Origin of the sequence: Saccharopolyspora dendranthemae, assembly GCF_007829955.1 — a bacterium.
In the GTDB taxonomy this organism is placed as follows: Bacteria; Actinomycetota; Actinomycetes; order Mycobacteriales; family Pseudonocardiaceae; genus Saccharopolyspora; species Saccharopolyspora dendranthemae.
On record NZ_VIWX01000001.1, the window covers coordinates 14,270 to 35,228 of the forward strand.

Consider the following 20,959-nt stretch of genomic DNA (forward strand, 5'->3'; position numbering starts at 1 on the left):
GCGCGCGGGACTTTCGAAGCTTCGCGAGTCCGGTTCGGCGGCACCACCCCCAGCCGATGCCGCCGAACCGCCCCGACCCTGTCGCTTCGCAATCCCCATTGCGTGCGGTATACGCATATTACCGCACAGTCCGAACGGGACGAAATCGCGATCACGTTCAGCCGAGGAGGTGCTGCGGGACCTCGACGTGCCGCGCGCGCAGGAACTCGCCCACCGCCTTGCCGATCGGGTCGACGCGCAGGTTGCTGGAACCGCCTGTGCCCAGCAGGCCGCGCAGCACGAAGTGGACCGCGCGCAGGTTCGGGAACTCGTGCCGCACGATCTCCAGGTCCTTGGCCTCCGGCATCAGACGCCGCAGCTCGTCGGTGGTGAGCAGGCTCCGCAACCAGGGCCACGCCTCGGGATCCGACACCCACAGACCCACATTGCTGTTGCCGCCCTTGTCGCCCGCTCGGGCATGGGCCACCCGTCCCAGCGGGACGCGCCGAGTAGTCCGGGGTTCGAACCCGGCAGGTTCGGGATGCTCGGGCTGCACCGCCTTTTCGGTGAGCGCGGGACCGCCGACGTCGATCCGGGAGCCGTCCTGGAGCACCACGACGTGATCGACGGTGCTGAGGGCCAGCAGAGCGGGCCAGTAATCGATGCGCGTGCTCGGCGTCGGAGCCTGCCGCGCGGCGGTGTCGGTGAAGAACCCCGGGATGCTCGACAGGTACAGCTCACCGATCCCGGTGACGAGGCGCTGCAGCGGTTCTCGCTCGGCGGCGGTGGCCATGACCCGCACCTGCACGGTGGATTCCCACTGCCGCTGCGGATCCTCCGCCGGCGTGCCGAGCGCGGACACGTCGAGCTCGGCCTCGGGGGCCGCGAGCAGCGCTGCGGCCTGCTCCCGGATCAGGGCGACCTTGGCGTCGATGTCGAGGCCGGTGGCGTAGAGAGTGGTGACGATCTGGTGGCCGATCGGCGCGAACAGCGCGACCTTGGTGGTGGGCGGCGGCGCCGAGCCGGTGGTGCCCGACAGCTCCACCCGGTCCGGTTCGACCTGGCGCAGACGCACGCTGTCCAGGTGCGCGGTGACGTCCGGGTTGAGGTAGCGGGGCCCTTGGATCTCGTAGACCAGTTGGGCGGTCACCGTGTCCACCGTGACCGCTCCACCGTCGGCGGAGTGCTTGGTGATGATCGTCGTCCCGTCCGCACCGATCTCGGCGATCGGGAAGCCGGGGGCGACCATGCCCGGGATCTCCGCGAAGCCCGAGAAGTTGCCGCCGGTGGCGTGCGGTCCGCACTCGATGATGTGACCGGCGACCACGGCTGCCGCGAGCTGGTCGAAGTCGGTCCGCTGCCAGTCGTGCCACCAGGCGGCCGGCCCCACGGTCAGCGAGGCGTCGGTGACCCGGCCGCACACCACGATGTCGGCGCCCGCCCGCAATGCGGTGGCGATGCCCCAACCCCCGAGGTAGGCGTTGGCGGCGACCGGACGCGCCCGCCAGCTCGACAGAGGTTCACCGGTGTCCATGCTCGCCAGGTCGTGCCCCGCGGCCTGCAGCTGGTCCAGCCTCGCGAGCACGTTGTCGCCCTCGACGTGCGCGACCGCCAGATCCGCTCCCGCCTCGGTGACGAGCTGCCGGGTGGCCTCGGCCAGTCCGGACGGGTTGAACCCGCCCGCGTTGACGACCACCCGCGTCCCGCGTTCGGCGATGGTCGCCAGGTGCGGGCGCAGCTGCTCCAGGAAGTACTCGACGTACCCCCTGGAGGGGTCGTTGCGGTACCGCGCCGAGAGCATGGCGAGGGTGAACTCCGCCAGGTAGTCACCGATCAGGACGTCGACCGGGTCCCCCGCGATCGCTTCGTCGAGCGCGCTCCGCCGGTCTCCCAAGTAACCCGAGAAGCCTGCGATCCGAATCGGCCCAGCCATTGATCCACCTCGTCCGGGGTTGGCGAAATCCTCGGTGACGCTAGGCACACTGAGGCGACGAGCACAAGCGCGCGACCGGCGCCTGATCTTGACTGCCCACGTCAGCGGCCCTTAACGTTCGCTAAGTCACTTCGCGCGTGGTTTCGTCCGACTGCGCGCGGTTTTTCGTCGCCTTGCCTGGAGGAAGCCCGTGTCGAGCACAGAGCGGATCAGCTGCACCGTCACCGACGGAGTCGCCGACGTGCGGTTGAACCGCCCCGACAAGCTCAACGCGCTGGACCAGGCGATGTTCACCGAGCTGGTCGCCACCGGCGAGCGGTTGCGCGACGACCCCGGCGTGCGCGCGGTCGTGCTCTCCGGTGAAGGGCGCGGGTTCTGCGCCGGACTGGATTTCAGCGTTTTCGGCGAGATGGCCGGGGGCGCTCGGCCGCCGCGCCTGGAGACCGACGGCCCGGCCAAGGCGCTCGCCCAGCAGGCGGTGCACATCTGGACGCTCCTGCCGCAGCCGGTCATCGCCGCGGTGCACGGGGTTTCCTACGGCGGCGGCCTGCAGATCGCGCTGGGAGCCGACATCCGGTTGGTCGCTGCGGACGCCCGGTTGTCGGTGCTGGAGATCAAGTGGGGCATCAACCCGGACATGACCGGCACCCAGGTCCTGCCGGAGCTGGTGGGCCGTGACGTGGCCAAGGAGCTGACGTTCACCGGTCGCGTGGTCAGCGGCGAGGAGGCCGTCGAGCTGCGCCTGGCCACGCGCGTCGAGGCGGACCCGCACACCGCGGCCATGAGCTTGGCGCGGGAGATCGCGGGCAAGAGCCCGCAGGCCATCCGCGAGTCCAAGCGGCTGCTGGACCTCGCCGGGCGGATCTCGCTCGAGGAGGGCTTCGAGGCGGAGCAGGTCGCGATCCACTCGCTGATCGGCACGCCCAACCAGCTCGAGGCGATCTCGGCGAATCTGGAGAAGCGGGACCCGAAGTTCGCCGACCCGGCGTAAGGACCGGTCGGAGATCGCTGCGCGCGGCGTCTAGTGGTAGAAGAGGTTGCGGCTGCGCCGCACTCCTCAACAGCCCCTAGGCCAGCTCCGCCGCGGCGCTGGCCCGCACGGCCTGCGCGACGGCGGCCAGCGCGGGCGAGTCCAGCTTCCACTGCTGCCAGTACAGCGGCACGTCCACGCCGCGGTCCGGCGCGATGTCGACCACCGCGCCGGACCGCAGCAGCGGCGCGGCCTGCACCCGCGGCACCATCCCCCAGCCGAGCCCGACCACGATCGCATCGACGAAGCCCTCGGACGAGGGCACGAAGTGCCGCGGACCGCCCGCACCTCGTCCTCGGGTGAGCTTGCGTGCGAAGGCGTCCTGCAGGTCGTCGTGCTTGTCGAAGATCAGCACCGGCACCTCGTCGAGCACCTGGGCGAGGGACCGCTCCCCCATCCTCGACGGTGCCACGCAGGCCAGGTAGCGCATGTGGCCGAGCTTGCGCACCGAGCACCCCTGCACCGGGTCGGGCGTCGAGGTCACCGCCGCCATCACCCTGCCCTCCCGCAGCAGCGCCGTGGTGTGGCCTTCATCGGCGCGATGCAGCTCGAAGCAGATCCGCGCCTGATCACCGACCTGCGCCAGGGCGGGGACGAACCAGGTGCTCAGCGAGTCGGCGTTGACCGCGATGGGCAAGGTGCTCGTGACACCGCTACCGGACATGCCGAGCTCGCCGGCCACGTCCTGCTCCATCCGCGCCAGCTGCCGCGCGAACCGGACCACCACCTGGCCGGATTCGGTGAGCTGCACCGGCTTGCTGCGAATCAGCAGAACCCGTCCGGTGCGCTGCTCGAGCGCCTTGATCCGCTGGCTGACCGCCGAAGGCGTCACGTGCAACGCCGCGGCTGCGGCGTCCAGAGTGCCTCCGTCGACCACCGCGAGCAGGGTCCGCGCGTGGTCCACGGGCAGATCGATGTTCATGCTGGCTAATGTTAGTTAAGAATCCTTAGCTGTACTGATCTGGGATCGATGCCTAGCGTCGAGGCATGGCCCACGCTCTGCTGCCGATGTCGGCTGGTTTCGCGACGTGCATGTCCCTGATCGTGTCCATCGGCGCGCAGAACGCCTTCGTGCTGCGCCAAGGACTGCGCCGACACGCCGTGCTGCTCGTGGTGGCGATCTGCATCGCCTCCGACGTCGCCCTCATCGCACTGGGAGTGGGCGGCTTCGGCACGCTGGTGACCGGTTCGCCCACGCTGCTCACCGCGTGCACCGTGGCAGGCGGGTGCTTCCTGCTCTGCTACGGCTTCCTCGCCGCCCGCAGGGCCTTCCGCCCGGGCACCGGGCTCGAGGCAGGCACCGGCGCCACCGGGTCCCGACGGCGGGCCGCGCTGACCTGTCTGGCCATGACCTGGCTGAACCCCCAGACCTACCTGGAGACGATCCTGCTCATCGGTTCGGTCGCGGCCGGCTACGGCGCGATGCGGTGGGAGTTCGGCCTGGGCGCGCTCGCCGCCAGCTGCGTGTGGTTCCTCGCCCTGGGCTTCGGAGCGCGTTTGCTGACAGGTCTTTTCGCGCGGCCCGGCGCCTGGCGCGTACTGGACGGCGTAATCGCGGTGATGATGGTGTCGCTCGGAGCGAGCCTGCTCGCGGGCGCATGACCTGTGGATTCATCGAGCGGTGTCGCTTGATGGTGTTGTCTTTCAGGGGCTTTCGAGTGCGATCACCTGATCGTGTAGCCGGTATTCGCTCGCATTTTCGAGCGTCCGACTGCACCATTGAAACATGCGTTCGACACGATTCCTCTCCGCTCTGATCCCTGACCAAGATGAAAGTCGTCTGCCCGAGGTGGTTCTCGAGCCCGCGACCGCGAACCTCACCGCATCCTCAGAAGGTGACCGCCACCGAACAGCCCGGGGAGAGCTCGGGCACCACGCGCGCGCCGCAGCACGAGAGCCGCCGCCCACCACGCTGTGATACCCGAACACCCCGCACAGCACAGATCCTCAGATGGCCGGTACTCCCGGCGACATGCTGCTTGACAACTCAAGAGTGGATGAGGCGGGAGTCAGACCCCCTCCGGGCGAGCAGGCCATTCCGGCATGAAGTCGGGGTAGTCCTCGCTCACCCGGAGGGGGAACTCCGGAGCGCGCTTGGCCAGGAAGGAACCAACCCCCTCGGCCGCATCAGCTCCGGATCCGAGCACCTTGATGCCTCGGGAGTCCAATCGGTGCGCCTCCCAGGGCGACTCCGCCGAGAGCATTCCCCACATGAGCTGGCGGGCCACGCCCACCGACACCCCGGAGGTGTTCTCGGCGATCTCCCGGCAGATCGAGCGCGCCGTGGGAATCAGCTCGTCGTCGGCGACCACCCGCGACACCAGACGACCGCGCAGGGCCTCCTCCGCGTCGAAGATGCGCCCGGTGGCAGCCCATTCCATGGCCTGTGAGATCCCGACGACGCGCGGCAAGAACCAGGACGAAGCGGCCTCCGGAAGGATCCCGCGGCGGGTGAAGACGAAACCGAACTTGGCTCCCTCGGACGCGATCCGGATGTCCATCGGCAAGGTCATCGTGACCCCCACGCCGACCGCAGCGCCGTTGAACGCACCGATCACCGGCTTGCGCATCTCCGCCACCCGAAGCGCCACGGTGCCGCCACCATCGCGAGGCACCCCGTCGACCTCACCGAGCTCGCGGTGGGCCTGCGCCCGCCCCTCGTTGGCCTCGCCGTTGAAGGTGTCCTCCCCGGCGCTGAGGTCTGCCCCCGCGCAGAACGCCCTGCCCGCACCGGTGACGATCACCGCGCGGACCACGTCATCGGCCTCCGCTGCGTCGAAGGCCGCGACGAGCTCGCCGCGCATGACGTGGGTGAACGCGTTGAGCTTGTCCGGCCGGTTCAACGTGATCGTGGCGATCCCCTCGGAGACCTCGTATCCGACCTCGGTGAAAGTCATCGCACCATCCTGTCTCGGGTTTGAAAACGGCCTTGCGCGGTGGAAAGGTCGGGCGTGCACGAGGAATCGCGGAGAGCGGAGCACCATGTCCGAGGTCGAGTACCGGCAATCCACGTTCACACCGCCCGCCGGTGCCACCGACATCCTGTTGATCCGGCACGGCGAGTCCGCACCGGCGGTACCGGGCAAGCCCTTCGCCCTCGTCGGCGGGCAGGGCGACCCGGAGCTCGCCCCGGCCGGCCGGGAGCACGCCGAGCTCGTCGGCGGCCGGCTCGCGGGTGAGCACCTGGACGCCCTCTACGTCACCACCCTGCGGCGCACCGCCGAGACCGCGGCCCCGCTGGCCGCCCGGCTCCAGCTGACGCCCGGGGTCGTGCCCGACCTGCGCGAAGTGCACCTCGGCGAGTTCGAAGGCGGGCTGTTCCGGCAGAAGGTCGCTCAGAACGACCCCATCATCCAGCGGATGCACGCCGAGGGCCGGTGGGACGTCATCCCGGGTGCGGAATCCCGCGAGGCGCTGCGGGATCGCGTGGGGGGCGCGATCGAGCGGCTCGCCGCCGCTCACCCCGACCAGCGCATCGCCGTGTTCACCCACGGCGGCGTGATCGGCGAGATCCTGTCCATCGCCAGCGGAAGCCTGCCGATGGCGTTCCTGGGGGCAGGCAACGGGTCGATCTCGCAGGTCGTGGTCGCGGGTGGGCGCTGGATCGTGCGGCGTTTCAACGACACGGCGCACCTGGGCGGCGGACTCGACCAGCAGCCCGCCGCCCTCAGCTGAAACCGCACCCAACCCGGCCTACTTCAGCCCCAACGCCCGGACGGCCTCGGTCGGGTCACCCGGTGCGACCAGCGCGATCGCCGGCGTCGTGACGCCGTTGTCGACGTACTGCTGGACTCGCTCCCTGCAGTACTGGGCCGGGCCGTGCACCACCAGGTCGTCGACGACGCTGTCCGGGATCGCCGCGAGGGCGGCCTTGCGGTCGCCCGCGTCCCACGCCTGCCACATCGGGGTGAACTCGTCCCGACCCAGCCACTCGTGGAAAGCGCGGTAGACCGGAACGTTCATGTACGCCGCGATGTGCCGTCGTGCGAGCGCCCTCGCCGTGTCCGGGTCCGTGTCGGGCATGACGAAGATGCGCGCGACGACCTCCTTGTCCGGTCCGCCCTGCTGCACGTGGGGCACGACGGTGCGCACGTCCTCCGGCGAGAGCCAGTTGATGATCGCGCCGTCGGCCTCGCGCCCCGCCAGCTTCAGCATTCCCGGACGCAGCGCCGCCACCAGCACCGGCGGCACCGGATCGGCCACCAGGCCCGCGGAGAACCCCTTGACCTCGAAGGTGTCGTAGGACTCGGTGACCTTCTCCCCGCGCAGCGCCTGCCGCAGGAACCGCACGGTGTCGCGCACCCGCTTGTACGGCTCGTCGAAGGAGATCCCGTTCCAGCGTTCCACGATCACGTTCGAGGAGGTGCCCACGCCCAGCGCGAAACGGCCTGGGGCCGCCGCTGCGAGGGTGGACGCGCTCATCGCCAGGGTCGCCGGGCCACGGGTGTAGACGGGCACGATCGCGGTGCCCAGCCGCAGCTGTGGCGCCCAGGTGGCGGCCAGCGCCAGCGGGGTGAACGCATCGGCGCCGTTGGCCTCCGACGACCACACGTCGGTGTAGCCGAGGTCGGGCAGTTCGGCGATGAGTTCGCGCTGATCGGGCAGCGAGAGCTCGGGCAGCGGGACGGAGATGCCCCAACGTCGATCCACGGTTATCCCTTTCGATCACTCACGTGTAGCGGGCTTTGAGCTTGCCCTTCACGAGCTTTCCGGTCGGCGTGCGCGGCATGTCGGCGACGAAGTCGACACTGCGCGGCACCTTGTAGCGCGCCACGCGCTCACGCGCGTGGTCGATGATCTGCCTCTCGAGCTCGGGTCCCGGTTCGACACCCGGTGCTGGCTGCACCACGGCCTTGACCGTCTCGCCCATCTCGGGGTCCGGCACGCCGAACACGGCGACGTCGAGGATCGAGGGGTGCAGCGCCAGCACGTCCTCGACCTCCTGCGGGTAGATGTTGACCCCACCGGAGATGATCATGAATGCCTTGCGGTCGGTGAGGAACAGGTACCCGTCCTCGTCGAGGTAACCGAGGTCGCCGGTGGTCGCCCAGTTGGTGTGCCCGGGGTGCTTGACCGAGCGGGTCTTGTCGGGGTCGCCGAGGTACTCGAACTCGATCTCCTCGCGCTCGAAGAACACCGTCCCGACCTCACCCGCGGGGAGCTCGTTGCCCTCGTCGTCGCAGACGCGGACGATGCCCAGCAATGGGCGCCCCACCGAGCCCTGCTTCTCCAGCCACTGCGCGGAGTCGATCATCGTCATGCCGATGCCCTCCGTCGAGGAGTAGTACTCCTGCAGGATCGGGCCCCACCACTCGATCATCGCCCGCTTGACCTCGATCGGGCAGGGTGCGGCGGCGTGCACGGCGTTGCGGTGGCTGGAGAGGTCGTAGCGGTGGCGGGTGGACTCGTCGAGCTTGAGCATCCGCACGAACATGGTCGGGACCCACTGGCTGTGGGTGACCTGGTAGCGCTCGATGGCGCGCAGCGCCTGCTCGGGGTCGAAGCGTTCCATCATCACCACGGTTCCGCCGATGGCGTGCACCGAAGCGCAGTACCGCAGCGGCGCGGCGTGGTAGACGGGTGCCGGGGAGAGGTAGACCGTGTCCTCGTCGAAGCCGTAGAAGCCGCGCAGCAGGTCCACCAGGATGTTGCCCGGTTCGTGCACCTGCCGGTCGGGCAGCTCCGGGCGAATTCCCTTGGGCCTACCGGTGGTTCCGGAGGAGTACAGCAGGTCAGCGCCGCACGGTTGCACCGCCGGAACCTCCGAGGAGGCCGCGGCCAGCGCCTGCTCGTAATCGCCGAAACCGGCGACGGGCCCGCCGAACGCCAGCCGGACGCGGACGTCGGTGAGCTCCGCGACGTGCTCCGGCAACTCCCCGAGTCCTGCTGACACCACCAAGGCGTTCGCCCCGGAGTCGTTGACGATGTAGGCCACCTCGTCGGATTGCAGATGGCTGTTGACCGCGCAGACGTACATGCCGGAACGTACGGCTGCCCAGTACGCCTCGTACGCGTGCAGGTCGTTGTCGGAGAGCACGGCGACCACGTCGCCCTTGCTCAAGCCCGCCTCGCGCAGCGAGTTGGCCAAACGCAGCGAGCGCTCGTCGAGTTCTCGATAGGTCAGCACCTCGCCCGACCCGGCCATGATCAGGGCCGGTTTGTCGGGCGTGGTGGCGGCGTGGACACCTGGGTACATGCGGCTCCTCCTTGAACCTCGCGTACCGCGTTCGATTACCTCACCTGGCGAGCCCCTCGACCTTCCCGAAGAGCCTGCTGGACTGCTCGGCGCTGGGGACGACGAACTTGCCCTCGGCCTCCACCAGGACGGTGTCGGGCGCGTCGGCGGCGCAGATCGTGGCCCTCGACTCGGTCCAGCGGCCGTCGACCCGCTCGATGCGGCCGACGATCCGCAACGGGGTGCTCAGCGGCACCGGCCGCCGGTAGCGCAGCGACAGCTGCACCGTCATGCCCGGTGGGGCTCCACCCGCGGCGTGGGCGTGACCGAGGATCTGGTCCAGCAGCATCGCGCTCATGCCGCCGTGCACGTAGCTCGGCGGCCCCTCGTAGGCCAGCCCCAAGGTGCAGGTGCCCACCGCGGCGCCGTCGACCACCTCCACCTGCATCGGCGGGGCGATCGGGTTTCCCGGGCCGACCGCGGGGCTGTAGAGGCGGCGAGGGCGTCGTCCGTCGTCGACGGTGGCCAGCTGGCCGCGCTCGCGGCGCACCGCGTCCAGCGGGGGCACCAGTTCGCGCACCTGGGCGGTGATCTCCCGCAGGGTCTCGCTGTCCACCTCGGTGGACACCGCGGCGTCGGTGAGATCGCGCAGCGCGGACCCGAGCTCCCGCACCGCCTGCCGGCGCTCCCGCAGTTCGTCTTCGCTCTCGGCGGTCACGTTCGCTGATCCCTCCGGGGTTTCGATCAGATTCCGGCCTTCAGTTAAACCCGTAGCCCGCCCTTCAGTCCAGACAGACCGGCCGGTCGGTATGAGTTCGTTCCGGGCCCGGACCGATTAGGCTGCGGGCGGAGTCGAACCGGGAGGTGTCGTGCCGCAACAGCGTGGAGAGCACTTCGTCCGCGCGGTGGAGCGGACCATGTCCGTCCTGCGAGCGTTCACCGCCGAGCAGGCAGAACTGTCGCTGACCGAGGTCGCCCAGGCCTCCGACCTGGACAGGGCGGGCGCTCGCCGGATCCTGCTGACCCTCGTCGAGCTCGGCTACGTCCGCCAGGCCGACCGGCGCTACGCGCTGACCCCGCAGGTGCTGGAGTTCGGCCACGCCTACCTCACCAGCCGCTCCCTCCCGCAGGTCGCTGAGCCGCACCTGCAGGAGCTCACCCGACAGGTGCGGGAGATGACCGCGCTGGCGGTGCTGGAGGGAACAGAGATCCGCTACGTCGCCGCGGTCCCGAGCCCGAAGCTGCTGTCGGTGGCGATCCCGGTCGGCGCCCGCTACCCGGCGCACGCGACCTCGATGGGCAAGGTCCTGCTGGCGGCCGTCCCCCCGGAGCGGCTGGAGGCGAGCCTGCGCTCCGTGGAACTGGCGCGGGTGACCCCGCACACCGTCACGACCCGCGAACAGCTGCTGGCGGAGCTGGCGACGGTGCGCAGACGCGGGTTCGTGATCGCCGACGACGGCCTCGAGGAGGGCTTGCGCGGAGTGGCGGTCCCCGTCCGCGATGCCGACGGCCGGGTGTTCGCCGCGGTCAACGTCTCGCTGGACAAGCACAGCTCCACCGAGGAAGGCGTCCAGCGCGAGATCGTGCCGCTGCTGGCTCGCACCGCTGCGCGCATCGAAGGCGATCTGCGAGCGCGGCCCGGAACCCGGTGAGTGCACCGAGTTCCGGGCCGCCGCGCGAAGGCCCGCGCCAGCCCCGGCTTACCGGCGGATGCGCGGAGCCGACCTGTCAGAGGTCTTCGACGTAGGACTTCTCCACCACGTGGATGAAGAAGTCGGGCACGTCGACCGGCTGCTCCTGGAAGTCGCCGTAGGTCTCGATCCGCTGGAACCCGACGTCCCGCAGCAGACCGCACAGGTAGTCCCTGCGCAGCGGGTACATGTTCAGGTGGTACTCGCTGCCGTCCGGGAACTCGTACCGGTACCGGGCCAGACCCTCGTCGACGTGGTCCGGAACCGCTTCGACCTCGGTGCCGCAGTAGTAGTAGCTGCTCTTGCCCCCGGCCTCGCCGTCCAGCAGTGCGTCGTAGTTGCGCTGGTCGATGATGAGCACGCCGTCGTGCTTGAGCATCGCGTAGAACTCGGCGAGGGCCTTGCGGCGATCGTGCTCGCTGAACAGGTGCGTGAAGGAGTTCCCCAGGCAGATGACGGCGTCGAACTCGCCGTGCACGTCCCGGTTCAGCCAGCGCCAATCGGCGTTGACCACGCGCAGCAGGTGCCCACCGTTGTTCAGACCGTTCCGGAAGGCCTTGGCCAGCATCTGCGGACTACCATCGGCGCTGACGGTCTCGAATCCGGCCTCGATGAGCCGGACCGAGTGGAACCCGGTGCCGGTGGCCACGTCGAGCACGCTGCGCACGCCGCGAGCTTTCAGCTGGTCGACGAAGAAGCGGCCCTCACCCTCCGCTCGACGTTCCCAGTCGATCAGGTCATCCCACTTGTCGACCATGCCACCCACGTACTCCTGGGTGTAGTGGCCGGTTTCGCGGACTTCCAGCGGATTGTCGCCGAAGGCCTGCTCTTGAACATCGGACAGGACGTTCTGCGTCATGCTCCCATTCCTCGAATCGCTCGACGTTGATGCGGCGCGCGCGACCGCCGAATTCTCCATCCGGAATCCCGATGCGCACGACGTTAGTCCGGCAATTCCCGGCAGCAAGACTCATTTCGCACCGAGGCGGCGGAAATCAGCACCGGACCAAGGCTGGGGCGATGCGCGCGATGCGCTCCGACCAGTCGGTTCTCACGTGATCGCATTCGCTCCCGCGCCGCGGCATCGTCGCCGTCGAGCGGTTCGCCCAGCGAATGCCGCGATCGCTGCGCGAACCCGGCACCACGTCCCCGGGACGGGTTACCCGTGTGACGTCGAATGCCACGCCGAGGAGTGGAAATCGTTCTGCCATCGCCGCATTCGCGCCACGGTGAGCAGAGTGCGACACCGATCAGTTCTCTCCCGCCGGACCGTGCTGTCCGGTGCACTGGCCGCCGGAGCTCTCGCGATGACCAGCAAAGCCGCAGCCTCGGGTGCGCCAGCGCGCTTCCACAACCCGCTGGCGCGCAGACGTGCGGACCCGCACGTCTGCAGGCACACCGACGGGGCCTACTACTTCACCGCCACGGTTCCCACCTACGACGAGGTCGTGCTGCGCCGCTCCGAGACCCTTCCGGGGTTGAGCACCGCCGAAGAGCACGTGCTGTGGCGCAGGCACGACAGCGGGGAGATGAGCAAGCACATCTGGGCACCGGAACTGCACCACGTCGACGGCCGCTGGTACGTCTACTTCGCGGCAGGCAGCTCGGACGACGTCCAGTCCATCAGGATGCACGTGCTGGAGAACTCCAGCCCCGATCCGATGACCGGGACATGGGTGGAGCGAGGGCGAATCCACACCCCGTGGGACACCTTCGCCCTCGACGCCACGACCTTCGAGCACCGAGGTGCGCGGTACCTGGCGTGGGCCCAGCGCGAGCCGGGCATCGAGACGAACTCGAACCTCTACCTGGCTCCCCTGGACGATCCCTGGACGCTCGGCGGCCGGCCGGTGCGCCTGTCGACTCCGACCCACGACTGGGAGACCCGAGGGTTCCGGGTCAACGAGGGGCCTGCGGCGCTCATCGGCGAGGACCGCGTGTTCCTGACCTTCTCGGCCAGCGCCACCGACAGCAACTACTGCCTGGGCCTGCTGAGCGCGCCCGAGGATGCGGACCTGCTCGACCCCGCGTCGTGGGACAAGAGGCCGGAACCGGTGTTCACCACCAACGTGGCCACCGGCCAGTACGGCCCGGGGCACAACAGCTTCACCGTCACCGAGGACGGCACGAACGTGCTCGTCTACCACGCACGCCCGTACGACGCCGAGGTCGGCGACATCAACCGGCACGCCCGGCTGCAGACCTTCGGCTGGAAGCACGACGGCTCACCGGACTTCGGCGTGCCCGTAGCGGACTGACAACGCAAGAGCGGTGCCCCGGCAGGAACCGGGGCACCGCTCTCATGCGCTCTGACTCAGACCATCGGGCGGTCCGTGGGCTCGATCGGTGCCGGGAGCACGTCCCGGCCCACGAGGTAGCGGTCCACGCCCGCGGCCGCGGAACGACCCTCGGAGATGGCCCACACGATCAGCGACTGGCCACGTCCCATGTCGCCGGCGCTGAACACGCCGTCCACGCTGGACATGAAGTTCTCGTCCCGCGCCACGTTGCCGCGCGGGTCGAACTCCACGCCGAGGTCCTCCAGCAGACCGGGCTTCTCCGGACCGACGAAGCCCATCGCCAGCAGGACCAGCTGCGCCGGGATCTCCCGCTCCGTGCCGGGCACCGGCTCGAAGCCGGACTCGCCGCGCTGGACCTCGACGAGCCGCAGCGCCTGCAGCGAACCCCGGTCGTCACCCACGTACTCCTGGGTGTTGACCGAGTACAGCCGTTCGCCGCCCTCCTCGTGGGCCGAGGTGACCCGGTAGAGCATCGGGTAGGTCGGCCACGGGTGCGCCTCGGAGCGCTCCACGGGCGGCTGCGGCATGATCTCCAGCTGCGTCACCGACGCCGCGCCCTGGCGGTGCGCGGTCCCGACGCAGTCCGCACCGGTGTCACCGCCGCCGATGACGACGACGTGCTTGCCACCGGCGTGGATCGAGGGGCGCTCGAAGTCGCCCTCCTGCACCTTGTTGGCCAGCGGGAGGTACTCCATCGCCTGGTGCACGCCGTCCAGTTCGCGGCCCGGAGCAGGCAGGTCGCGGGCCTGCGTGGCACCACCGGCGAGCACGACCGCGTCGTAATCGGCGCGCAGCTGCTCCACGGTGATGTCCACACCGACGTTCACCCCGGTGCGGAACTCGGTGCCTTCGGCACGCATCTGCCCGAGCCGCCGGTCGAGCCGGCTCTTCTCCATCTTGAACTCGGGAATGCCGTAGCGGAGCAGCCCGCCGACGCGGTCAGCCCGCTCGTAGACCACGACGCTGTGCCCCACCCGGGTCAGCTGCTGCGCGGCGGCGAGCCCGGCAGGGCCCGAGCCGATGACGGCGACGTTCTTGCCGGTCTGCTTCGGCGGGAGCTGCGGCGTGACGTACCCGGATTCCCAAGCCTTGTCGATGATGGAGATCTCGACCTGCTTGATGCTCACCGGGTCGCTGTTGATGCCGACGACGCACGCCGCCTCGCACGGGGCGGGGCACAACGTCCCGGTGAACTCCGGGAAGTTGTTGGTCGCGTGCAGCCGGTCGATCGCCGACTCCCAGTCCTCCCGCCACACCAGGTCGTTCCACTCGGGAATCAGGTTCCCCAGCGGACAGCCCTGGTGGCAGAACGGAATTCCGCAGTCCATGCAGCGACCGGCCTGCTTGGTCAGCCGCGGCTGCTCGAACTCCAGGTAGACCTCGCGCCAGTCCTTGATGCGCACGTCCACCGGGCGACGCTGCGGAGTCTCCCGCGGCGTCGTCATGAATCCCTTGGGGTCAGCCATGAGCCGCCTCCATGATCGCCTCGTTGACGTCGCGCCCTTCGCGCTCGGCCGCGCTCTGCGCTTCGAGCACGCGCTTGAAGTCGCGCGGCATGACCTTGCCGAACCGCTCGACCGCGGTGTCCCAGTCGGCGAGCAGCTCGCGGGCCACCGCCGACTCGGTCTGCTCGTAGTGCCTGCGCACCCGATCGTGCAGGAAATCGCGGTCTTCGTCGTCCAGCGTTTCCACGTCGACCATCTCGGGATTGATCCGCTGGGGATCGATGTCCAGCACGTAGGCGACGCCGCCGGACATGCCGGCCGCGAAGTTCCGCCCGGTCGTCCCGAGGATCACGGCACGGCCACCGGTCATGTACTCGCAACCGTGGTCGCCCACGCCTTCGACGACGGCGATGGCACCGGAGTTGCGCACGCAGAACCGCTCGCCGACGATGCCGCGGACGAACAGCTCGCCGCCGGTGGCGCCGTAGAGCAACACGTTGCCGGCGATGATGTTCTGCTCGGCCACGAACGGCGCCTTCGTGTCGGGACGGACCACGATCCGCCCGCCGGAGAGGCCCTTGCCGACGTAGTCGTTGCCGTCACCGAGGAGGCGCAGGGTGATCCCGCGCGGGACGAACGCACCGAAGGACTGCCCGGCCGAACCGGTGAAGGTCACGTCGATGGTGTCGTCCGGCAGGCCCTCGCCGCCCCACCGCCTGGTCAGCTCGGAACCGAGCATCGTGCCGACGGTCCGGTTGACGTTGCGCACCGGGAGGTCCAGCCGGACCGGGGTGCCTTCCTTGAGCGCACCCTCGGACAGCTGGATCAACGTGTTGTCCAGCGCCTTGTCCAGACCGTGGTCCTGCTCGGTGGTCTGGTGCAGCGACACGCCCTCGGGCAGCTCCGGCACGTGGGTGATCGGAGCGAGGTCCAGGCCCTGGGTCTTCCAGTGCCGCACGGCGTCGGAGGTGTCGAGCAGGTCTGCGTGCCCGATCGCCTCCTCCAGGGAGCGGAAACCCAGCTCCGCCAGGTACTCCCGCACTTCCTGGGCGATGAACTCGAAGAAGTTCACCACGTACTCCGCCTTGCCGGAGAACTTCTCGCGCAGCTTCGGGTTCTGCGTGGCCACGCCGACCGGGCAGGTGTCGAGGTGGCAGACCCGCATCATGATGCAGCCCGAGACCACCAGCGGAGCGGTGGCGAAACCGTACTCCTCGGCACCCAGCAGCGCGGCGATCACGACGTCACGGCCGGTCTTGAGCTGACCGTCGGTCTGCACCACGATCCGGTCGCGCAGGTCGTTGGCCAGCAGCGTCTGCTGCGTCTCGGCCAGGCCCAGCTCCCAGGGACCACCGGCGTGCTTGATCGACGACATCGGCGAAGCACCCGTGCCGCCGTCGTGACCCGAGATGAGCACGACGTCGGCGTGCGCCTTGGAGACACCCGCCGCGACCGTGCCGACTCCGACCTCGCTGACCAGCTTGACGTGAATGCGCGCCTGGGGGTTGGCGTTCTTCAGGTCGTGGATCAGCTGCGCCAGGTCCTCGATCGAGTAGATGTCGTGGTGCGGCGGCGGCGAGATCAGCCCGACACCCGGCGTGGAGTGCCGCGTCTTGGCGACCCACGGGTACACCTTGCCGCCGGGCAGCTGACCGCCCTCTCCCGGCTTGGCGCCCTGGGCCATCTTGATCTGGATGTCGTCGGCGTTGACCAGGTACTCGCTGGTCACGCCGAAGCGGCCGGAGGCGACCTGCTTGATCGCCGAGCGGCGCGAGTCGCCGTTGGCGTCCGGCGTGAACCGGTCGGCGTCCTCGCCGCCCTCACCGGTGTTGGACTTGCCGCCCAGGCGGTTCATCGCGATCGCCAGGGTTTCGTGCATCTCCTGCGAGATCGACCCGTAGGAGATGGCGCCGGTCGCGAAGCGCTTGACGATGGAGGCGACGGATTCGACCTCCTCCACCGGCACCGGCTTGCGCACGCCCTCGCGGAACTTGAACAACCCGCGCAGCGTCATCAGGTCGCGCGACTGGTCGTCGACGGCCTCGGTGTACTCCTTGAACACCTCGTAACGCCCGGAGCGCGTGGAGTGCTGGAGCTTGAACACCGTCTTCGGGTTGAACAGGTGCGGTTCACCGTCGCGGCGCCACTGGTACTCGCCACCGACCGCCAGCGAGCGGTGCGGAGCGTGGACGCCGTCGACCGGGTACGCGCGGCGGTGCCGCTCGGCTGCTTCCTGCGCCAGCACGTCGAAGCCGACTCCGCCGAGCCGGGAGGTGGTGCCGGTGAAGCAGTGCTCCACGACCTCCTCGCCGAGACCGATGGCCTCGAAGATCTGCGCACCGGTGTAGGAGGACACAGTGGACACGCCCATCTTGGACATCGTCTTGCGCACGCCCTTGCCCAGCGCCTTGATCAGGTTCGCGGTGGCGTGCTCGGCATCGGTGTCCTTGATGACGCCGGTGTTGACGAGGTCCTCGACGGTGGCCATTGCCACGTAGGGGTTAACGGCAGCGGCGCCGTAACCGATGAGAAGAGCGACATGGTGCACTTCGCGGACGTCGCCGGCTTCGACGATCAAGCCCACCTGGGTGCGGTCCTTCTCCCGCACCAGGTGGTGGTGCACCGCACCGGTGGCCAGCAGCGACGGGATGGGTGCCCGCTCCGCATCGGCCTGGCGGTCCGACACCACGAGGACGTGAGACCCGTTGGCGACGGCCGCCGAAACCTCTTCGCAGATCTCGTCGAGCCGCGCCTTCAGCGCCGCTCCCCCACCGGAGACCTGGTAGGTGGCGTCGATGACGGCCGGCTTGAGCTCGGGACGGTCACCGTCGTCGTTGATGTGAACGATCTTGGCGAGCTGAGCGTTGTCGAGAACCGGGAACGGCAGCACCAGCTGGTGGCACGCTTCCGGGTCGTGGCCGAGCAGGTTGTGCTCGGGTCCGACGTGGGTGCTCAGCGACGTCACCAGCTCTTCGCGGATCGCGTCCAGCGGCGGGTTCGTGACCTGTGCGAACAGCTGGGTGAAGTAGTCGAAAAGCTGCCGCGGACGTTCCGACAGCGCGGCGAAGCCGGTGTCGTTGCCCATGGAGCCGATCGGCTCGGCGCCGGTGGTGGCCATCGGCTGCAGCAGCACCCCGAGCTCTTCCTGGGTGTAGCCGAAGACCTGCTGCCGGTGCACCAGGGAGTCGTGAGAGGGCAGTTCGCGCTCGCGCTCGGGCAGGTCGCCCAGTCGCACGACGCCACCGTCCAGCCACTCCTGGTACGGGTACTCCTCGGCGAGCTCGCCCTTGATCTCGTCGTCGTCGATGATCCGGCCGGCCTCGGTGTCGACCAGGAACATCCGGCCCGGCTGCAGTCGGCCCTTGCGCACGACCTTCTCGGGCTCGAACTCCAGCACGCCGACCTCGCTGGCCAGCACGACGAGTCCGTCCTCGGTGACCCAGTAGCGACCGGGTCGAAGACCGTTGCGGTCCAGCACCGCACCGATCTGGGTGCCGTCGGTGAAGGCCACGAGCGCCGGGCCGTCCCACGGCTCCATCAGGTAGTTGTGGAACTCGTAGAACGCCTTGCGCTTCGGGTCCATCTCGGCGTGGTTCTCCCACGCCTCGGGGATCATCATCAGCACCGAGTGCGGCAACGAGCGACCACCGAGGTGCAGCAGCTCCAGGACCTCGTCGAAGGTCGCCGAGTCGCTGGCCTCCGGGGACGCGATCGGGTACAGCCGCTTGAGCTCGCCGGGGATGAGATCGGTCTCGAGCATGCTCTCGCGGGTCCGCATCCAGTTGCGGTTCCCCTTGACCGTGTTGATCTCACCGTTGTGCGCGATGAACCGGTACGGGTGCGCCAGCGGCCAGGACGGGAACGTGTTCGTGGAGAACCGCGAGTGCACCAGCCCGATCGCGCTGGCGAAGCGCTCGTCGCGCAGGTCCGGGTAGAACGCGCCCAGCTGCGTCTCGGTGAGCATGCCCTTGTAGACGATCGTCCGCGCGGAGAGGCTCGGGAAGTACACGTTGGCTTCGTGCTCGGCGCGCTTGCGCACGCAGAACGCGCGGCGCTCGAAGGCCAGCGCCGACTCGGCCTGCTGCCCGTTCGGGGTGCCGATGAACAGCTGCCGGAAGTTCGGCATCGTCTCGCGCGCTGCGGTTCCCGCGCTGTCCGCGGCGATGGGGACCTCGCGCCAGCCCAGCAGTCGCAGTCCTTCTTCTGCCACGATCCGGTCGATGACGGCGACGGCCTCCTCGGCCGCGGTGTCATCGGCGGGCAGGAAGGCCGTACCGGCCGCGTAGCTGCCGGCTTCGGGGAGCTCGAAGGGCACGGCAGCGCGGAAGAAGGCATCCGGGATCTGGGTCAGCAGTCCGACACCGTCACCGGTCTCGGGGTCAGCACCCTTCGCACCGCGGTGCTCCAGGTTGCGCAACGCAGTCAGTGCTTTGTCAACCAGGTCGTGACTCCGCCGACCGCGAAGGTCGGCGACGAATGCGACACCGCAGGCGTCGTGCTCGTTAGCCGGGTCATACAGACCACTGGCTCGGGCGCTGCGCTGCGCCACGCTTCTTGCATGGTGGGATTGGGGCATCGGACCTCCCGTCGACAGGCTGCAGCGCGCAGCAGGGCATGAATCACCCACTGCGAACCGCGGGAGCCTTTGGGGGCACTGACAAATTAAGGATGCGCCGTTGCACTCTTGGTCAGTTTGAGGCACTGTACAGACCCAGCGGCCCAAAAGCTACCGCTAGGTAACACGAAGTTGAGAGAACGTGACATCTCTCAGAAGGTGAGACGTCGTTGTCGCTCGGGCCGAGAGTCCGAGGAATTGTGCACCACGCATCTGTCCTAAGGCGACAGCTAGCGATCATCAGTGGTGTTATTCACGATCTCATTGCACCTTACCGAATGTGGCCCGAATCGCAGCGCACACCATTCGGATTCGGTTCAGATCGAGCGCATTATCCGTAATTGTCGGTGCACCGTCCGTGTGCACCTGGTCGATCACCCGAATGCGCAAGCACTTTCAGACACCGGCCGGTTCCGGAAGCGGCGCGGGCTGCACCTGCGGAGTCGGCCGCTGGCGCCGGGCGTTGCGCACCAGCAAGCCGATCAGAACCAGCCCGAGGAACGCGTAGGGATTTCCGAACGTGTGGGCCACCACGTCCCACGGAGGGCCGGCGGGCATCCAGTTGAACGCGGCGGCCAGCACTGTGACCAGCGTCCAACCGGCCACGGCCAGCCAGCCGACGCTGCGCAGCCGAACCGCGAAGGCCAACAGCACCAGGAGGCCGGGAGCGACCCACACCCAGTGGTCTGACCACGACGTGGGCGAGATCAGCAGTGCCAGCAGCGCATTGGCCAACACCGCGAGAACCGGTTCCACTCGGCGGATCGCGAACACGACGGCGATCGTCACACCGACCGACAGCACCAACCAGAGACCGTTCTGCGCGGTCACCGGGAGCTCCAGGCGCGCCAGCGCACCCATGATGGATTGGTTGGTGTGGAACGCGGATCCGCTCACCCCGTGCGCGGGCCCCTTTCCGAACCAGTACTCCACCGCCGCGGAGAAGTTCAGCGCGAACCCGGCCAGCGTGGCCAGCACCGCGCTGACCACGGCCACGACCGCAGCGCGGTAGTCCTTGCGGAAGAGCAGGAACAGCAGGAAGGCGGCCGGGGTGAGCTTGATCGCAGCCGCCAGCCCGATCAGAAGCCCGCGCGGCCATCGCGGCGATTCGGCCAGGCAATCGGCCATCACCATGCCCATCAGCAGGATGTTGACCTGCCCGAGCCCGAAGGACGAGTAGACGGGCTCCAGGAAGAGCGTCCAGGGCAGCAGCACCATGGCCACGGCCAGCGCCCCTCGCTGCCCCACCGCGGCCCACAGGTGCCGCGTCACCAGGTACAGCGTGCCGCCGATGGCGAGCAGGTCCAGCAGGTAGAGCACGATCAGCCCCGCGCTGAACGGCAGCAGGGCCAGGGGCGCCAGCGGTGCCAGCGCGAACGGCGGGTACACCCACGGCAGGACTCGACCGATGCTCACCGTCGGAGCGGTGTTCATGATGTCGCCGCCGGCCAGCCAGGTGTGCACCGCCCAGCGGTACACCTGGTAGTCGATCGCCGATTCCTGACCGATCCCGGCGCGCGGTGTGAGCAGCAGCAGACCGAGCGAGGCCAGCACCAGCGGGGCGCATATCAGCGCGATCGCGCGCGAGTTCGCCAGCACGAAAACGCGCAGGCGGCCGGGCAGACCGCCCAGGTGCAGATCAGGGACGGAGCCGATCCGAACCGTGGCCACCCTGTGTCCTCTCGTCCGAGCGGCACCGGCCATCATTGAGCGTGATCGTCCGATCACACCGAGTTCGCCAAGCCGCATGAATTCCCCGGTGAAAGCCGGAAAACCTTAACCCACGGAACA

Annotated in this window: 15 protein-coding genes; 5 read left to right on the plus strand and 10 right to left on the minus strand. The window is 69.0% G+C overall.

Features of this window, described 5'->3' with window-relative positions; translation table 11 throughout:
• Positions 1 to 157: 157 nt before the first annotated feature.
• The gene (locus FHU35_RS00065) at positions 158 to 1,912 is read right to left on the minus strand and encodes an acyclic terpene utilization AtuA family protein (protein WP_145735472.1); all 1,755 of its coding nucleotides are present in this window, start codon (positions 1,910 to 1,912) and stop codon (positions 158 to 160) included.
• A gap of 190 nt (positions 1,913 to 2,102) precedes the next feature.
• On the opposite strand from FHU35_RS00065, the gene FHU35_RS00070 reads away from it, so the two are divergent.
• Positions 2,103 to 2,903 (plus strand): crotonase/enoyl-CoA hydratase family protein, encoded by an 801-nt coding sequence (locus FHU35_RS00070; RefSeq protein WP_246109972.1) that lies wholly within the window; start codon positions 2,103 to 2,105, stop codon positions 2,901 to 2,903.
• A 76-nt stretch (positions 2,904 to 2,979) separates the two neighbouring features.
• Here FHU35_RS00070 and FHU35_RS00075 read toward each other — a convergent pair whose 3' ends face one another.
• On the minus strand, positions 2,980 to 3,864 hold the full coding sequence (locus tag FHU35_RS00075) for a LysR family transcriptional regulator ArgP (RefSeq protein ID WP_145735474.1): 885 nt from the start codon (positions 3,862 to 3,864) through the stop codon (positions 2,980 to 2,982).
• 65 nt (positions 3,865 to 3,929) lie between these two features.
• On the opposite strand from FHU35_RS00075, the gene FHU35_RS00080 reads away from it, so the two are divergent.
• Positions 3,930 to 4,544 (plus strand): LysE/ArgO family amino acid transporter, encoded by a 615-nt coding sequence (locus tag FHU35_RS00080; protein ID WP_145735476.1) that lies wholly within the window; start codon positions 3,930 to 3,932, stop codon positions 4,542 to 4,544.
• A gap of 407 nt (positions 4,545 to 4,951) precedes the next feature.
• Here FHU35_RS00080 and FHU35_RS00085 read toward each other — a convergent pair whose 3' ends face one another.
• Positions 4,952 to 5,839, minus strand: coding sequence for an enoyl-CoA hydratase-related protein (locus FHU35_RS00085; RefSeq protein ID WP_145735478.1), 888 nt, complete (start codon positions 5,837 to 5,839; stop codon positions 4,952 to 4,954).
• An 85-nt stretch (positions 5,840 to 5,924) separates the two neighbouring features.
• Between FHU35_RS00085 and FHU35_RS00090 the strand changes: the two genes are divergently transcribed.
• The gene (locus tag FHU35_RS00090) at positions 5,925 to 6,617 is read left to right on the plus strand and encodes a histidine phosphatase family protein (protein ID WP_145735480.1); all 693 of its coding nucleotides are present in this window, start codon (positions 5,925 to 5,927) and stop codon (positions 6,615 to 6,617) included.
• A gap of 18 nt (positions 6,618 to 6,635) precedes the next feature.
• Here FHU35_RS00090 and FHU35_RS00095 read toward each other — a convergent pair whose 3' ends face one another.
• Genes FHU35_RS00095 through FHU35_RS00105 form a run of 3 tightly spaced genes read right to left on the minus strand, consistent with a single transcriptional unit; the run spans position 6,636 to position 9,835 of the window.
• Positions 6,636 to 7,592, minus strand: a complete 957-nt coding sequence (locus FHU35_RS00095; protein WP_145735482.1) for an LLM class F420-dependent oxidoreductase — start codon at positions 7,590 to 7,592, stop codon at positions 6,636 to 6,638.
• A 19-nt stretch (positions 7,593 to 7,611) separates the two neighbouring features.
• Positions 7,612 to 9,138 carry an acyl-CoA synthetase gene (locus FHU35_RS00100; RefSeq protein WP_145735484.1) on the minus strand — a complete coding sequence of 509 codons (1,527 nt, stop codon included), beginning with the start codon at positions 9,136 to 9,138 and terminating at the stop codon, positions 7,612 to 7,614.
• Between the two features lie 40 nt (positions 9,139 to 9,178).
• On the minus strand, positions 9,179 to 9,835 hold the full coding sequence (locus tag FHU35_RS00105; RefSeq protein WP_145735486.1) for a PaaI family thioesterase: 657 nt from the start codon (positions 9,833 to 9,835) through the stop codon (positions 9,179 to 9,181).
• Between the two features lie 151 nt (positions 9,836 to 9,986).
• Between FHU35_RS00105 and FHU35_RS00110 the strand changes: the two genes are divergently transcribed.
• Positions 9,987 to 10,769, plus strand: coding sequence for an IclR family transcriptional regulator domain-containing protein (locus tag FHU35_RS00110; RefSeq protein ID WP_281290194.1), 783 nt, complete (start codon positions 9,987 to 9,989; stop codon positions 10,767 to 10,769).
• 76 nt (positions 10,770 to 10,845) lie between these two features.
• On the opposite strand, the gene FHU35_RS00115 is transcribed toward FHU35_RS00110, so the two are convergent.
• The gene (locus FHU35_RS00115) at positions 10,846 to 11,667 is read right to left on the minus strand and encodes a glycine/sarcosine N-methyltransferase (RefSeq protein WP_145735493.1); all 822 of its coding nucleotides are present in this window, start codon (positions 11,665 to 11,667) and stop codon (positions 10,846 to 10,848) included.
• Between the two features lie 379 nt (positions 11,668 to 12,046).
• Here FHU35_RS00115 and FHU35_RS00120 point away from each other — a divergent pair, with 379 nt between their 5' ends.
• Positions 12,047 to 13,066, plus strand: coding sequence for a glycoside hydrolase family 43 protein (locus tag FHU35_RS00120; RefSeq protein WP_246109973.1), 1,020 nt, complete (start codon positions 12,047 to 12,049; stop codon positions 13,064 to 13,066).
• A 56-nt stretch (positions 13,067 to 13,122) separates the two neighbouring features.
• Here FHU35_RS00120 and FHU35_RS00125 read toward each other — a convergent pair whose 3' ends face one another.
• The 3 genes from FHU35_RS00125 to FHU35_RS00135 form a co-directional block, all read right to left on the minus strand.
• Entirely contained in the window at positions 13,123 to 14,574 is a 1,452-nt protein-coding gene (locus FHU35_RS00125; protein WP_145735495.1) for a glutamate synthase subunit beta, read from the minus strand.
• A complete protein-coding gene (gltB, locus tag FHU35_RS00130) occupies positions 14,567 to 19,129 on the minus strand; it encodes a glutamate synthase large subunit (protein WP_145735497.1) in 4,563 nt (1,520 codons plus the stop codon). Before gltB ends, FHU35_RS00125 begins: the two co-directional genes overlap by 8 nt.
• A gap of 435 nt (positions 19,130 to 19,564) precedes the next feature.
• Positions 19,565 to 20,839, minus strand: coding sequence for a glycosyltransferase family 87 protein (locus FHU35_RS00135; RefSeq protein WP_246109974.1), 1,275 nt, complete (start codon positions 20,837 to 20,839; stop codon positions 19,565 to 19,567).
• Positions 20,840 to 20,959 lie beyond the last annotated feature (120 nt).